This window comes from Streptomyces sp. NBC_00316 (assembly GCF_036158715.1).
Lineage (GTDB): Bacteria > Actinomycetota > Actinomycetes > Streptomycetales > Streptomycetaceae > Streptomyces.
Genome location: NZ_CP108023.1, coordinates 1,983,122 through 1,997,413, shown reverse-complemented (window position 1 = coordinate 1,997,413; position 14,292 = coordinate 1,983,122). Strand labels below are relative to the sequence as shown.

At 71.7% G+C, this 14,292-nt stretch carries 12 protein-coding genes; 9 read left to right on the top strand and 3 right to left on the bottom strand.

Going from position 1 to position 14,292, the window contains the following annotated elements:
• Nucleotides 1-20: 20 nt before the first annotated feature.
• From OG878_RS08800 to OG878_RS08770, 7 genes are all read left to right on the top strand, one after another.
• Nucleotides 21-533 (top strand): flavin reductase family protein, encoded by a 513-nt coding sequence (locus tag OG878_RS08800; protein WP_328886261.1) that lies wholly within the window; start codon nucleotides 21-23, stop codon nucleotides 531-533.
• Between the two features lie 64 nt (nucleotides 534-597).
• Complete coding sequence (locus OG878_RS08795) at nucleotides 598-1,662, top strand: ABC transporter substrate-binding protein (protein WP_328886260.1); 1,065 nt, start codon at nucleotides 598-600, stop codon at nucleotides 1,660-1,662.
• The gene (locus OG878_RS08790; protein WP_328886259.1) at nucleotides 1,659-2,591 is read left to right on the top strand and encodes an ABC transporter permease; all 933 of its coding nucleotides are present in this window, start codon (nucleotides 1,659-1,661) and stop codon (nucleotides 2,589-2,591) included. Before OG878_RS08795 ends, OG878_RS08790 begins: the two co-directional genes overlap by 4 nt.
• Nucleotides 2,567-3,382: an ABC transporter ATP-binding protein gene (locus OG878_RS08785; RefSeq protein ID WP_328886258.1), complete on the top strand. Its 816-nt coding sequence runs from the start codon at nucleotides 2,567-2,569 to the stop codon at nucleotides 3,380-3,382. The genes OG878_RS08790 and OG878_RS08785 overlap by 25 nt, the downstream gene beginning before the upstream one ends.
• A complete protein-coding gene (locus OG878_RS08780) occupies nucleotides 3,366-4,751 on the top strand; it encodes an LLM class flavin-dependent oxidoreductase (RefSeq protein WP_328886257.1) in 1,386 nt (461 codons plus the stop codon). The genes OG878_RS08785 and OG878_RS08780 overlap by 17 nt, the downstream gene beginning before the upstream one ends.
• A 120-nt stretch (nucleotides 4,752-4,871) precedes the next feature.
• Nucleotides 4,872-8,633: an ABC transporter ATP-binding protein gene (locus OG878_RS08775; RefSeq protein ID WP_443049079.1), complete on the top strand. Its 3,762-nt coding sequence runs from the start codon at nucleotides 4,872-4,874 to the stop codon at nucleotides 8,631-8,633.
• Complete coding sequence (locus OG878_RS08770) at nucleotides 8,630-9,673, top strand: aldo/keto reductase (RefSeq protein WP_328886256.1); 1,044 nt, start codon at nucleotides 8,630-8,632, stop codon at nucleotides 9,671-9,673. The genes OG878_RS08775 and OG878_RS08770 overlap by 4 nt, the downstream gene beginning before the upstream one ends.
• 7 nt (nucleotides 9,674-9,680) lie before the next feature.
• On the opposite strand, the gene OG878_RS08765 is transcribed toward OG878_RS08770, so the two are convergent.
• Nucleotides 9,681-10,049, bottom strand: coding sequence for a nuclear transport factor 2 family protein (locus tag OG878_RS08765; RefSeq protein WP_328886255.1), 369 nt, complete (start codon nucleotides 10,047-10,049; stop codon nucleotides 9,681-9,683).
• A gap of 216 nt (nucleotides 10,050-10,265) precedes the next feature.
• On the opposite strand from OG878_RS08765, the gene OG878_RS08760 reads away from it, so the two are divergent.
• Entirely contained in the window at nucleotides 10,266-11,174 is a 909-nt protein-coding gene (locus tag OG878_RS08760) for a DUF2510 domain-containing protein (RefSeq protein ID WP_328886254.1), read from the top strand.
• 45 nt (nucleotides 11,175-11,219) lie between these two features.
• Here OG878_RS08760 and OG878_RS08755 read toward each other — a convergent pair whose 3' ends face one another.
• The gene (locus OG878_RS08755) at nucleotides 11,220-12,101 is read right to left on the bottom strand and encodes a DMT family transporter (RefSeq protein WP_328886253.1); all 882 of its coding nucleotides are present in this window, start codon (nucleotides 12,099-12,101) and stop codon (nucleotides 11,220-11,222) included.
• Between the two features lie 127 nt (nucleotides 12,102-12,228).
• On the opposite strand from OG878_RS08755, the gene OG878_RS08750 reads away from it, so the two are divergent.
• Nucleotides 12,229-13,404, top strand: a complete 1,176-nt coding sequence (locus tag OG878_RS08750; protein ID WP_328886252.1) for a winged helix DNA-binding domain-containing protein — start codon at nucleotides 12,229-12,231, stop codon at nucleotides 13,402-13,404.
• 35 nt (nucleotides 13,405-13,439) lie between these two features.
• On the opposite strand, the gene OG878_RS08745 is transcribed toward OG878_RS08750, so the two are convergent.
• The gene (locus tag OG878_RS08745) at nucleotides 13,440-14,282 is read right to left on the bottom strand and encodes a response regulator transcription factor (protein ID WP_328886251.1); all 843 of its coding nucleotides are present in this window, start codon (nucleotides 14,280-14,282) and stop codon (nucleotides 13,440-13,442) included.
• Nucleotides 14,283-14,292 lie beyond the last annotated feature (10 nt).

The following is a 14,292-nucleotide window of genomic DNA, read 5'->3' as shown; positions in this document are numbered from 1 at the left end:
TTTCCATCCCGGGAGAGACGTTGACTGTCACTGTGCCCTCATATGCTCCGGCGGCCGCTGCGGGCATCGCCCCGGACCGTTTCCGGCAGGCCTTCCGTCGCTATCCGGCCGGTGTCGTCGTCGTCACCGCCGACGCCGGCCACGGACCGGTCGGCTTCACCGCCACCTCACTCGCTTCGCTGTCGCTCGACCCGCCGCTCGTCTCCTTCGGGATCGGGACCACCACCTCGACCTGGCCGCACATCGAGCGGGCCGACACCGCCGTCGTCAACTTCCTCGGAGCCGAACAGCAGCCAGTGGCAAAGACGTTCGCCACCAGCGGCATCGACCGGTTCGCCGCGCCGACTGCCTGGCGGCGGCTGCCGGAGGGCGAACCGGTCCTCGACGGGGTGGCCGGCTGGCTGCGGCTGGAGATCGAACAGGCCGTCCCGGCAGGCGACCACCGCATCGTCATCGCCCGGGTGGTGGACACCTGGATCGACGAACGGCGCAGCCCGCTGCTGTTCCACGACGGCTCGTACCACTCCCTCTGACCGTTCCGTTCCGACCCTCGACGACCACGCACGATTTCTCACGACCACTGATCGGGAATTCACCATGCCACGCCACGACGTACGCCACGCAGTCGGCCGCCGGTCGTTCCTCGCCCTCACGGGCGGAGCGATTCTTGGCCTCTCCGCCTGCGCTCCGCAGGCAGCAACGGTCGCCGGTCCGGAGCCTGCCGGAAAACTGCCCTCCGGTGCCCCGCCGCCCGGTACCGAGCTCTCGATAGCGGTGCGGACCACGCATCTTCAACTGGGTCCCGCAGGATTGCAGAAGGACCTCGCATTCACCGTCTCGCAATGGCCCAATCTGAGCGCCGGTCCCGACATCATCCAGGGGTTCAGAGCACATTCCATCGACGTGGCGTCCAATGCCGGAATTCCGCCGATCCAGGCCGAGGCCATCGGCGTCGGGGCGAAGATCGTGGCGGTGCAGGTGCGCAACCACCCGTCCTACGTCTTCGCGACCGCCCCCGGCTCCGGCATCACGCGGGTGGAGGACTTCCGCGGAAAGAAGATCGGATTCTCCCAGGGTCAGGCGCAGGGCGTGGTCGTGCTGCGAGCCCTGAAGAAGGCCGGGCTGAGCAACAGCGACGTGAAGCTCGTCGCGCTGCCCAGCACCCAGTTCCTGACCGCTCTGCAGTCCAAGCAGGTCGATGTGGCCCCGCTGGGCGAGCCGACGCTGACCAAGTACCTCAGCCAGTACGCCGAGGACGGCGCCCGCGGAGTGACCACCGACGTGGTGGATCTGCTCACCGTGCTGTGGGCGCCCGACGAGGTGCTGCGCGACGACGCGAAGGCCGCCGCCGTCCGCAACTTCATTCCGCTGTGGGCCCGTGGCCTGGTCTGGGCGTGGGAGAACGGCGACGAGTGGATCAACACGTACTACGTCAAGGACCAGGGCGTGACCGTCGCCGACGGCAAGCGCATCGTCGCTTCCCTCAACAAGCCGCAGTTCCCGGTGAGCTGGGACAAGGCGATCCAATGGGAGCAGGAGACCGCCGACCTGATGGCCGAGGGCGGCTTCGTGCCGAAGAAGGACGTCACCGGGCTGTTCGACCGCCGCTTCGAAGGGCTGGCGGCGCAGGCCGTACCGGCCGCGTATCGGGAGACGTCATGACGGAGCTGCTGCCGAAAGCACACCTGGCGGAGCCGACCGCAGGGACCGCCGGGCCGAACGGCTCGCCGGACTCGCACCGCTCCCAGAACCCCCCTCCGGGCCAGGGCCTCCAGGGACCCGCCTCCGCGACGCCCACCACCGCCCGTGCCACCCGCAGGCGGCTCGGCCCCGGCCGCTCCCTTCCCTTCGGCCGGCTGATCGGCCCGGTGCTCGTGGTCGCCGTGTGGTGGGGAGCCTCCGCCGTCGGCCTTCTCGATCCCCGGATCCTGTCCGGGCCCGGCGCCGTGGTGTCCACCGCGACGGATCTGATCCAGAGCGGCCGCCTCCAGGACAATGTGCTGATCTCGCTCCAACGGGCGGGCCTCGGCCTCTTCTTCGGGGTGGCCGCCGGGGTGATCCTGGCCGTCGCCGCCGGGCTGAGCCGCACCGGTGAGTACCTCCTCGACGGCCCGCTCCAGATCAAGCGCGCCATCCCGTCCCTGGCGATGCTCCCGCTGCTGATCCTCTGGCTCGGCATCGGCGAGCAGATGAAGGTCACCGTGATCGCGCTCGGCGTTGCGGTCAACATGTACATCAATACGTACTCCTCGCTGACCGGCATCGACAGCAGGTACGTCGAACTGGCCGAAGGACTCGACCTGAGCCGACCGCAGTTCATCCGCAAGGTCGTCGTCCCCGGCTCGCTGCCCGGCTTCTTCGTCGGTCTGCGGCTCGGTGTCACCGCGTCCTGGCTCGGCCTGATCGTGGTCGAGCAGATCAATGCCACGAGCGGCATCGGCTACATGATGTTCCAGGCCCAGCAGTACGCCCAGTCCGACGTGATCATCGTGGGGCTGGTGGCCTACGGGATCTTCGGCTTCGCCTCGGACGCGGCAGTACGCGCCATCGAGAGGAGGGCCCTGTCATGGCGACGCACACTGGCGGGCTGACCGGCACGCACGAGGAGACCGGGACCGGAACCGCGACCGCGGTGCGGCCGGCGGCGGTACGCACCAGGAGGCTGGTCCGCCGGTTCGGTGACCGGAACGTCCTCAAGGAGCTCGATCTGACCGTCGCACCAGGGGAGTTCACCGCCCTCCTCGGACGCAGCGGCTCCGGCAAGTCCACCCTTCTGCGAGCCGTCGCCCGGCTCGACCACACCGTCGAGGGCTCCGGCGAACTCACCGTCCCGGACCGGGTCTCGCTCTCCTTCCAGGACTCCCGGCTGCTGCCCTGGCTCCGGGTGCTCGACAACGTCGTACTCGGTCTGCGCGGCCCCGAGGCGCGGGAACGCGGACTGACCGCGCTCGCGGAAGTCGGCCTGGAGGGCCGCGGCCGGTCCTGGCCCCATGAACTGTCCGGCGGCGAACAGCAACGGGCCGCCCTGGCCCGGGCACTCGTCCGCGAACCCGAACTCCTGCTGGCCGACGAGCCGTTCGGCGCCCTGGACGCCCTCACCCGGATCAAGATGCACGGCCTGCTGCGTGAACTGTACGAGCGCCACCGCCCCGCGGTGCTGCTGGTCACCCACGACGTCGACGAGGCCGTCGAACTCGCCGACCGGGTGCTGGTCCTGGAGGGCGGGCGGATCTCGGTCGACCTCACCGTCGACCTGCCGACCCCGCGCTCCCGGCGCGACCCCCGGTTCCAGGAGTACCGCGACACCCTGCTCACCGCGCTCGGCGTGACACAGTCCCAGACCCGTTCCGAAGCGAAGGAAACCCATGTCCCGCAAGCCTGACCGCAAGCCGCTCCACCTGAACGCCTTCCTGATGTCCACCGGCCATCATGAGGCGTCCTGGCGCCTGCCCGAGAGTCCGGCCGAGGCGAACTCGGACATCGAGCACTACAAGAACCTGGCCCGGATCGCCGAACGCGGCAAGCTGGACTCGCTGTTCCTCGCCGACAGCCCGGTCCTGATGGGCGACCCGGGGCGGCGTCCCGCCGCCAAACTGGAGCCCACCGTCCTGCTGACCGCGCTGGCCGGGGCCACCGAGCACATCGGTCTCATCGCCACCGCGTCGACCAGCTACAACGAGCCGTACAACCTGGCCCGCAGGTTCGCCTCGCTGGACCATGTCTCCGGCGGCCGGGCCGGCTGGAACATCGTCACCACGGCGGGTGCCGACGCGGCCCGCAACTTCGGTCTCGACGACACCCCACTGCACCGCGACCGCTACCGGCGAGCGGCCGAATTCGTCGAGGTGTCCACCAAGCTCTGGGACAGCTGGGCGGACGACGCCGTGATCGCCGACAAGGAACGCGGTGTCCACGCCCTGGCCGAGCGGGTGCGACGGATCGAGCACGCCGGTGAGTTCTTCCGGGTCGACGGCCCGCTCAACGTACAGCGCCCGGTGCAGGGCTACCCGTTGCTCGTACAGGCCGGCTCCAGCGAGGACGGCAAGGACTTCGCGGCGCGGTACGCGGAAGCCGTCTTCACCGCCCAGCAGACCCTGGAGGAGGGCATCGCCTTCTACAAGGACGTCAAGCAGCGCGCGGAGGCCATCGGCCGCCACCCGGACGGCATCAAGATCCTGCCCGGCATCGTGCCCGTCATCGGCGACACGGAGACCGAAGCGCTGGCCCTGGATGCCGAGCTGGAGGGACTGATCGTCCCCGAGTACGCCAAGCGCCAGCTCGCCCAACGCCTCAGGATCGCTCCCGACGATCTCGACCTCGACGCGCAGCTACCCGAGGACATCCCGACCGAGGACGAGATCGAGGGCGCGAAGAGCCGCTACACCCTCATCGTGGAGCTCGCCAGGCGCGAGAAGCTGACCGTACGTCAGTTGATCGGGCGGCTCGGGGGCGGGCGCGGTCACCGCACCTTCGCCGGAACGGCCGAGCAGGTCGCCGACACCATCGAGCACTGGTACGACAGCGGGGCCGCCGACGGATTCAACATCATGCCCGCCGTGCTCCCGTCCGGCCTGGAGGTCTTCGTGGACCGGGTGGTGCCGATCCTCCAGGAGCGCGGCCTGTTCCGCACCGAGTACACCGCCCGCACCCTGCGCGGCCACTACGGGCTACCGCGCCCCGCCAACCGGCTGTTCGAGTCCGTCGACCGCAGCGAGGGCCACTTCGGCATCGGGCTGGCGGAGGCCCGGTGACGGACTGTACGGATCCGGAAACCGGTACGCACCGGCAGCCGCCGCCCGGCTGGGGCGCGGCGGCTGCTGGGCTACTGCCTGCGCCACCGCACCGACCTGCTCCTCGCCTTCGGGGCCGCCGTGGTCGCGGCTGTCGCCACCGCCACCCTGCCGCTCGTCCTGCGGCACGTGGTGGACGGGGTGGCGGCCGGCACCACCGCCTCGCTCGTCCCGTGGACGGTCCTCCTCGCCACCATCGGCGCGGTCCGCTTCGGGGCGAGCTTCACCCGCCGTTACCGCTCCGGCCGGCTCTCCCTCGGCGTGCAGTACGACCTCCGCAACGACGCGTTCGCCGCACTGCTGCGGCTCGGCGGCGCCCAGCAGGACGATCTGCGGACCGGGCAGGTGGTGAGCAGGTCCATCTCGGACATCACACTCATCCAGACGCTGCTGCAGTTCCTGCCCAACCTCACGGGCAACGCGCTGATGTTCCTGTTCTCGCTGGTCTTCATGGCACTGCTGTCGCCCCTGCTGACCGTCGTCGCCCTGGTCGTCGGCCCGCTGCTGTGGCTGATCGCCCTGCGCTCGCGCCGCACCCTCTTCCCCGCCAACTGGCACGCCCAGCAGGAGGCCGCCGAGGTCGCCTCCACCGTCGAGGCGACCGTCACCGGCGTCCGCGTGGTCAAGGGCTTCGGCCAGGAGCAGCGTGAACTCGCGGGTCTGGAGGAGCGTGCCCGCACACTGTTCGCCTCGCGGCTGCGGGTCGTCGCGTTCACCAGCCGCTACAACCCCGCCCTCCAGGCGGTCCCGGCCCTCGGTCAGGTCGCCGTCCTCGCCCTCGGCGGCTGGATGGCCCTGCACGGCCGGATCTCCCTGGGCACGTTTCTCGCCTTCACGACGTACCTGGGCTCCTTCGTCACACCGGTCCGTCAGGTGGCGACCCTCCTCACCGTCTGGCAGCAGGCACGGGCCGGCGCCGAGCGGGTCCTGGAGGTCGTCGACGAAGCACCGGTGATCACCGATGCGCCGGATGCGCAGGAGCTGCGGGACGAACCCCCGGCGCTCTCCTGGCAGAACGTCACCTTCGGTCACGGGGACGGCGAACCGCTGCTCCGTGACTTCACCCTGGACGTCAGGCCCGGCGAGACGCTCGCCCTGATCGGCCCTGCCGGTTCGGGGAAGTCCACGGCGGCGGCGCTGCTGCCCAGGTTCTACGACGTGCCGTCGGGTGCGGTACGGGTGGGCGGCAGCGACGTACGCGAACTCCGTCTGTCGTCCCTGCGCTCCCGGATCGGCTTCGTCTTCGAGGAGAGCCTGCTGCTCTCCGACACCGTGCGCGCCAATATCGCCTACGGCGTCCCGGACGCGACGGAGGAGCAGGTGCGCGCGGCGGCGAGGACGGCACGGGCCGACGAGTTCATCGAGCGGCTGCCCCAGGGGTACGACACCGTCGTCGGGGAACAGGGCCTCACCCTCTCCGGCGGCCAGCGCCAGCGGATGGCGCTGGCCCGCGCGCTGGTCGGCGACCCGGCGGTCCTCGTCCTCGACGACGCCACGTCCGCCATCGACGCCCGGGTGGAGTCCGAGATCCACCACCGGCTGCGTGAGGACACCCGGCGCCGCACCACACTGATCGTCGCGCACCGCAGATCGACGCTGGAACTCGCCGACCGGATCGCTGTCCTCGACCACGGCCGGATCGTCGACATCGGAACGCTCGACGAACTCCGGTCCGGATCCGCCCTGTTCCGCAACCTGCTCTCCACGGCGGAAGCGACGACGGAGGCCACTGCCGGCGGAACGGGAGGCGTGACGGCCGAGACCCCTAACGCCCCCGGGCCCGTGCCCCAGGAGCCGGACGCGGCCGCCGGTACGCTCACGCCCCACCTCTGGCACCGCCCCGACGACTCCACCTCCGACCAGCTCGAAGGCACCGCCGTCCGTGCGGCCCAGGCCCTCGCCGAGGCGGCGGCCACCTCCGGACCGGGACGGGGCGGCCCGGGTGGCGGGGTCCTCGGCTCCGCCCCGCCGAGCGCCGAGCTCATCGCCGGACTCGCCCGGCTCCCGCTGCCCGCCGCCGATCCGCGGGTGCCGACCGGGCAGGCGGTCGCCGCCGACCCGGCCTTCGGCCTCGGCACCCTGCTGCGTCCGTTCCGCCTGCCGCTGCTGCTCGGCCTGGTGCTGGTCGCCCTGGACGCGCTCGCCCAGATCACCGTGCCCGTTCTCGTGAGACAGGGCGTCGACCACGGCGTCGCCCATCGCGCCGGAGGCGTCCTGCTGGCCGCCGCCGCTGCCGCGACCGTGGTGGTCGCCACGAACTGGGTGATCGGCGTGGCCCAGGTCCGCACCACCGGACGCACCGGCGAACGCCTGCTCTACACCCTGCGTGTGAAAACCTTCGCGCAGCTGCAGCGGCTCGGCCTCGACTACTACGAGCGCGAACTCGGCGGCCGGATCATGACCCGGATGACCACCGATGTGGACGCCCTGTCGAACTTCCTGCAGACCGGACTGATCACCGCGGTGGTGAGCCTGCTGACCGTCCTCGGCGTCCTGGTCACGCTGCTGGTCATCGACGCGCGGCTGGCGCTGGTGCTGCTGGCGGCACTGCCGCTGCTGGTCGCCGCGACGGCACTCTTCCGCCACCACTCGGTGCCCGCCTACCGGGAGGCCAGGGAACGCATCAGCGCGGTCAACGCCTGCCTCCAGGAGAACGTCACCGCCATCCGTGTCACCCAGGCGTTCCGCCGCGAACGCCGCAACGCCCGCGACTTCGCCGAACTGGCCTGGTCCTTCCGGGACTCCAGGCTGCGTGCCCAGCGGTACATGGGCACGTTCTTCCCGTTCGTCGAGTTCCTCGGCACGCTGTCCACGGCCGCCGTGCTGGCCGTCGGCGCCGGGCAGGTCCGATCCGGCGAGCTGAGCGCCGGCACCCTCATCGCGTTCCTCCTCTACGTCGAGCTGTTCTTCTCGCCGATCCAGCAGCTCTCGCAGGTGTTCGACGGCTACCAGCAGGCCGTCATCGGTCTGGGACGGCTCCGGACGCTGATGCAGACGCCCACCGGCACCCCGCCCGCAGAGGACCCACGGCCGGTCGGAGCGCTGCGCGGGGAGATCGAGTTCGACTCGGTCTCCTTCGGATACGCGGGTGGCGGCGGCCAACAGGTCCTGCACGGCGTCCGTCTGCGCATCGCGCCGGGCGAGACCGTCGCCCTGGTCGGTGCGACGGGCGCGGGCAAGTCGACCGTCGTCAAACTCCTCGCCCGGTTCTACGACCCGTCGGCGGGCACGGTCCGGGTCGACGGGCACGATCTGCGCGAGCTCGATCTGCCCGGCTTCCGCCGCAGACTGGGTGTGGTGCCGCAGGAGGCGCATCTGTTCAGCGGAACGGTCCGCGACGCGATCGCGTACGGGCGCCCCGATGCCACCGACACCGAGGTGGAGGCGGCGGCCCGCGCGGTGGGCGCCCACGAAATGGTCGCGGGGCTGCGGCTCGGCTACCTGCAGCCGGTGGGGGAGCGGGGCCGTAATCTCTCCGCGGGGCAGCGTCAGCTACTGGCCCTGGCGCGGGCCGAACTCGTCGACCCGGACGTCCTGTTGCTCGACGAGGCGACCGCCTCGCTGGACCTGGCCACCGAACGCCGGGTCGCCGCCGCGACGGAGGTACTGGCACGGCGCCGTACCACTGTCGTCGTCGCCCACCGGCTGACGACGGCGGCCCGCGCGGACCGGGTGGTGGTGCTCGACGCGGGAACCGTCGTCGAGACCGGCACCCACACCGAACTGCTCGCCGCCGAAGGCCCGTACCGCCGCCTCTGGGACGCCTTCCGCCAGAGCGGCGACCCAGCCCCGGCCGACGGCCGTCCGCCGATCAATGAACTCGTCAAGGAGAGTGCACGATGACCGAGTACCGCAATTTCGGACGCACGGGAGTGAAGGTCAGCCCGCTCTGTCTGGGCACCATGATGTTCGGCGCCCGCGGCAACACGGACCACGACGACAGCATCCGGATCATCCACCACGCCCTGGACTCCGGCATCAACTTCGTCGACACCGCTGACGTGTACTCCGCCGGTGAGTCGGAGACCATCGTCGGAAAGGCGCTCGCCGGTGTCCGCCGCGACAAGGTCGTGCTCGCCACCAAGTTCCACGGCAGCCTCGGCAGCGACCCCAACGAGCAAGGGAACTCACGGCGTTGGATCATCCGCGAGGTCGAGAACAGCCTGCGCCGGCTCGGCACCGACTGGATCGACCTCTACCAGGTGCACCGCCCCGAACCGGACACCGACTTCGACGAGACGCTCGGTGCCCTCTCCGACCTGGTGCACCAGGGCAAGATCCGCTACATCGGTACGTCCACGTTCGAGCCCTCCGCGATCGTCGAGGGCCAGTGGATCGCGGAGAGCCGCGGCCGTGAACGCGTCGTGGCCGAACAGCCCCCGTACTCCCTGCTCGCCCGCGGCATCGAACGCGAGGTGCTGCCCGTCGCCCAGCGGTACGGACTCGCGGTGCTCTCCTGGAGCCCGCTCGCGGGCGGCTGGCTGACCGGCCGCTACCGCAAGGGGGCCGGCCAGCCCGTCTCCAGCCGGGCCGAACGGCAGGCGGAGCGTTTCGACATCGCGTCCCCGGAGAACAGCGCCAAGCTCGACGCCGCCGAGGCCCTCGCCCGGCTGGCCGAGGACGCCGGGCTGACCCTCGTGCAGCTGGCCCTGGCGTTCGTCCTGGAGCACCCGGCGGTCACCTCCGCCATCATCGGCCCGCGGACCTTCGAACAGCTGGCGGGTCAGCTCGGCGCGGACCGGGTGCGGCTGAGCCGGGACGTCCTCGACCAGATCGACAAGATCGTGCCGCCCGGCACCAACCTGTCGGCCCGCGACGCCGGCTACCAGCCTGCCGTGCTGACCGACCCCGCACTGCGGCGTCGTTCCGCCCGGCCCGCGTAGCGCCCGCTCAGGCCCCGGGAACCCGGTCCAGGAAGCCACTGACCGAGCGGATGCGCCCGTCGTCGTCGAGGGTGATGACATCGGAACCGGCGGCGGGCGCCGAGCCGTCGGCGGTGGAGACCAGGTCCCAGCTGAAACGGACCAGGCCGTGATGCCCGTCGGGGGTGCCGGTCGGCGTGAACTCGAAGCCGGGGAACTGCTGATGGGCGCCGCCGATCAGGGCGACGAGCCCGTCGTGACCGCTCACGTCGGCCAGCGGGTCGGTGTAGGTGGCGTCCTCGGTGAACGCGGCGGCCACGGCCTTGGCGAGGTCCTCGGGGGAGGTCGCGTTCCAGGCGGCGAAGTAGCGCTGAACGGCGGTCTCGTATGCGGTCATCGTGCGGTCCTCTCGTCATGTCCCGGCCGTGCGGCCGGGCTCCCGGGCTGCTCGTGGGAGACACGATGTCCGACGGGGGAAGGAGCGTCGATTACCTCCCGGGTCATGGCCGGGGCCGGGCCTGGCCGTCGTCGGGCCGGTCCCGGAGGAGCACGGCGGCGGATTCGGCGCACCGGTTTCATCTGATTTTCAGGGAGCACCTCTACGGTGGACGTCGTGACCGAGATGAGCCCTCCCGGCTGGCATACGGACCCCGGGTATACAGGAACAGGCCCCGTCCAGGAACGCTGGTGGGACGGCAGCCAGTGGACCGATCAGCTCCGCATGCCGCCCGCGGCCGTCCGGCGCCGCCGGGTACGGATCGGCGTCGGTGTCACCGCGGGCGTGGTGGTGCTGGCCGCGATCGCGGGCGGCGTTCTGCTGCTGACCGACGACTCCGGCGGCTCGAAGAACGCGGCATCCGACGTGGTGTCGCCCTCGCCGAGTGCCCCGGGGGGACAGCAGGGGGAGGGCGGCCGGGGCGGGTCCGGCGGCGGTGGCCGGAGCCCCGCGCCCGACCAGCAGCAACCGCTGCAGCCGCCGGCCGAGGACGGCTATGTCACGGACATGATCAGCGGCGTCAGCCTGCCGGTGCCGGACGGCTGGAAGGGCCAGTCGGCCGCGGTCGGCGCTTCGGTCAGCACAGGCACCTACAGCTGCCCGGCCGACACCACACAGAAGTGCGAGCGCGGTGGGGTGTTCGCCGCCCCGGCCCAGGCGCTGAAGAACACGGCGAAGACGGCGGAGGCGGCGGCGAAGGCCGACATCGCCGTCAACGCCAAGGAGTCGTACGGCGGCAAGGCCTACGGCGCCATCACCTCGCACCAGCAGCTGAAGTCCGAGCCGGTCACCGTCGCGGGCCAGAAGGGGTACCTGGTGCGCTGGAAGGTGGTGACGAAGTCGGGCGACGACGGCTATGTGCAGTCGCTGGTCCTTCCCTCCCCGCACTCCGCGGACATGCTCGTGGTCGTGCGCTCCGGCTTCGACATCAGCCCCAAGGCTCCCGCACTCTCGGTGATGGACGAGATCACGAAGGGCATCAAGGCCTCGTCCGGGGGAGGCTCGGAGGCCGGGCAGACCGCGTAGGGCCTCGCGTGGGCCGGTCACGGCCCTGCCCGACCGGCAGGGCCGTCACTTCACCCGGGGGCCGTGCGACGGCGGTACGGCGTTGCCGGATGCCAGCGGCGAGCGGGCCAGCTCGACGCAGCCGAGGGCGATCAGGGTGAGCGCCACCAGTTCGGGCAGCAGCCACCAGCCGGTACGCAGGTGCTCGTCGAACAGGGTCACCCCGTACAGGATGCTGATCAGCGCGTCGCCCAGCGTCAGCATCGGCTGTACGGCGACCAGCGTGCCCGCCTGCAGGGCGTTCTGAAGAAGGAAGAGCGAACCCACGCCGGCGGCGGCGGTGGCGTACAACTGCCAGGACGTCACGAGCGCGACAGCCCCGCCGCCGTCGCCGAGCTGCCCCATGGCGTCCTTCATCAGCGCGGCGGTGAGCGCGTACCCGCACGCGGCGGCCAGACCGAGCAGCGCCCCGCGGTGGTTGCCGCGGGTTCGCAGCGCCCCGGCGATCAGCGCCGCCTCGAAGACCCCGGTCAGGATCAGCGCCGGGATCCAGGCCGTGCCGTGTACCGACGAAGTCCCGCCGCCCGGCGCCGCGGAGGCCATGCCGAGGGCCAGACCGAAGGTCACGGAAACGACGCCGTACCAGACCGGACGCGGCACGTGGACCCGCATCACGAACCCGGCCAGCAGCAGCGTCGCCGGCAGCTCGATGACGAAGATCGGCTGGACCACCGAGATCGGGCCGGTCGCCAGCGCCGTGGCCTGGCAGACGGCTGCGACGATCACCAGACCGATCCCGGCCAGCCACACCTTCTGGCGCACCAGATGACCGATCAGTGACAGGTGCATCGCCTCGATGTCGGGTGCGGAGCGCGCGGCGCGGCGTTGCAGCACGGAGGCGGCGCCGTTGCTGAGTGCGGTCAGGACCGCGAACAGGACACTGATCACGGGTCCATGATGCGGGCGGCCGGCGCGCATTCCCGGGTCCTGCCACCGTGCGGTGCGGCGGCCCGTCCCGAGGAGGGAGTGCGCTTGCGGACCGAGGATGTCCGCAAGCCCGCGTAGCGTGCGGGGCATGGCCGCGAAGACGAATCCCGCTGTACCCGCCGTGCTCTCGCCCCGCGCACTGGGCCGCGCCACCCTGGAGCGCCAGCTGCTGCTGCGCCGGAGCCCGATGCCCGCGAGGGATGCCGTCGGGCATCTCGTCGGACTTCAGGCGCAGAACACCAAGCCGCCCTACTACCAGCTCTTCGCCCGGCTGGACGGCTTCGACCCCGCCGAGCTCTCCGCGCTGATGGAGTCCCGCGAGGTGGTCCGCATCGTCACCCTGCGCTCCACCATCCACACCCACACCGCCGATGACGCGCTCACCCTGCGCCCGCTGGTCCAGCCGGCCCGCGGCCGGGAGCTGGCCCTGTTCCGCGGGGGGCTGTCCGGAGTGGACCTGGAGCGGCTCGCGGCGCTCTGCAGAGAGCTGACCGAGGAACGGCCGCGCACCCCGAAGGAGCTGCGCGAGGCGCTGCTCGCCGAGTGGCCGGACGCCGACCCGCAGGCGCTGACCGTGGCCGCGCGCTGCACCCTGCCGCTGGTCCAGGTCACCCCGCGCGGGCTGTGGGGGCGCAGCGGACAGGTCGCGCTGACCACCGTCGAGCACTGGCTCGGCCGGCCCGCCGAGCCGACGCCCGGTCCGGACGCGACGGTGCTCCGGTACCTCGGCGCGTTCGGCCCCGCCTCCGTGCAGGACATGCAGCGGTGGGCGGGCCTGACCCGGCTGCGGGAGGCGTTCGAACGGCTCCGGCCGCAGCTGATGACCTTCCGCGACGAGAACGGTGTCGAGCTCTTCGATCTGCCGGATGCCCCGCGCCCCGACCCGGAGACCCCGGCCCCGCCGCGCTTCCTGCCCGAGTTCGACAACGTGCTGCTCGGCCACGCGGACCGGACACGCGTCATCCCGCCACGGTTCAAAGGGTGCAACGGGAACGGGAACCAGGCGTACGGGGCCGTGCTGGTCGACGGATTCCTCGCCGCGATCTGGCGCCACGGTGCGGGCGGCGGCGAGGGGACCGTCACCGTGCAGGCGCTGGGGAGGCTGAGCCGGACGGAGCGTGACGCCGTCACGGCGGAAGGGCTGCGGATGCTCGCCACGATGACGCAGGCGGACCCGTCCACGCACGAGATCCGGTTCGCGTCCTTCGTCGACTTCGCGGACCGAGGACCGGCAGGGGCCCGTTCCGGCGCCGCCGGCAGCTGACGGTACGGCAGGAGCCGCGGCGTACGCCGGGCCGGCTACGGCAGCAGGCCCGCCCGGCGCGCGGCGACCACCGCCTCCAGCCGGGTGTGCGCCCCCAGCTTCCGCATCGCCGAGCGCAGATACCCCTTGACCGTCTCCGGGCGCAGCCCCAGCCGGGCGGCCGCCACCGCATTGGTCGCGCCCGCCGCCACACAGGCGAGGACATCGATCTCGCGCGGCGCCAGCAACACCCCGCGGACCTGGGGCGCCTGTGCCCCGGACGCCGAGGCGAGCCGTGCGCACACCGAGAGGAGCTCCTCGCGCAGCGCCGGGTCGGCCACCCTGGGGGCGAGCGCGCGCAGTTCGCGGTGCGCCTCACGGACGTCCTCCCAGGCCCCCGGCGCGGCCCGCGGGTCCGTCACCCGATCCCGGGTGAAGGCCAGGAGTTGCTGCACCTCGTCCCGTACGGCGAGAGCCTGCTCCACGTCGCGCGCCGCCGACACCGCCGCGTCGAACGTACGGTCCCCGAGGGCGAGCGGCTCGCGCAGTGCCCCGTACAGCACGCCCCGTACCTTCCGGCGCACGACGACGGGTACGGCGACCACCGAGCGCAGGCCCTCCGCGGCGACCGCCGTGTCGTACTCGTGGCTGATGTGCCGCGACGAGGGGTAGTCGGTCACCGCGCACGGCCGTGACAGGGCGATCGACTTTCCGCCGAGGCCGCTGCCGGCCGAGATGACGAGCCCGCGCAGCGCGGTGGTCTGCGCACCGTTGAGCTCCACGATCCTCGCGTGGCGGGCATCAGTGAGCAGTCCGCCGAACGCGACGGGCAGCCCGCTCGTCCGGCGCAGCCGCAGGAGCGCCGCCTGCATCTCGACCGTATCGACCGCTTCCGGCACGCCGTTGCCT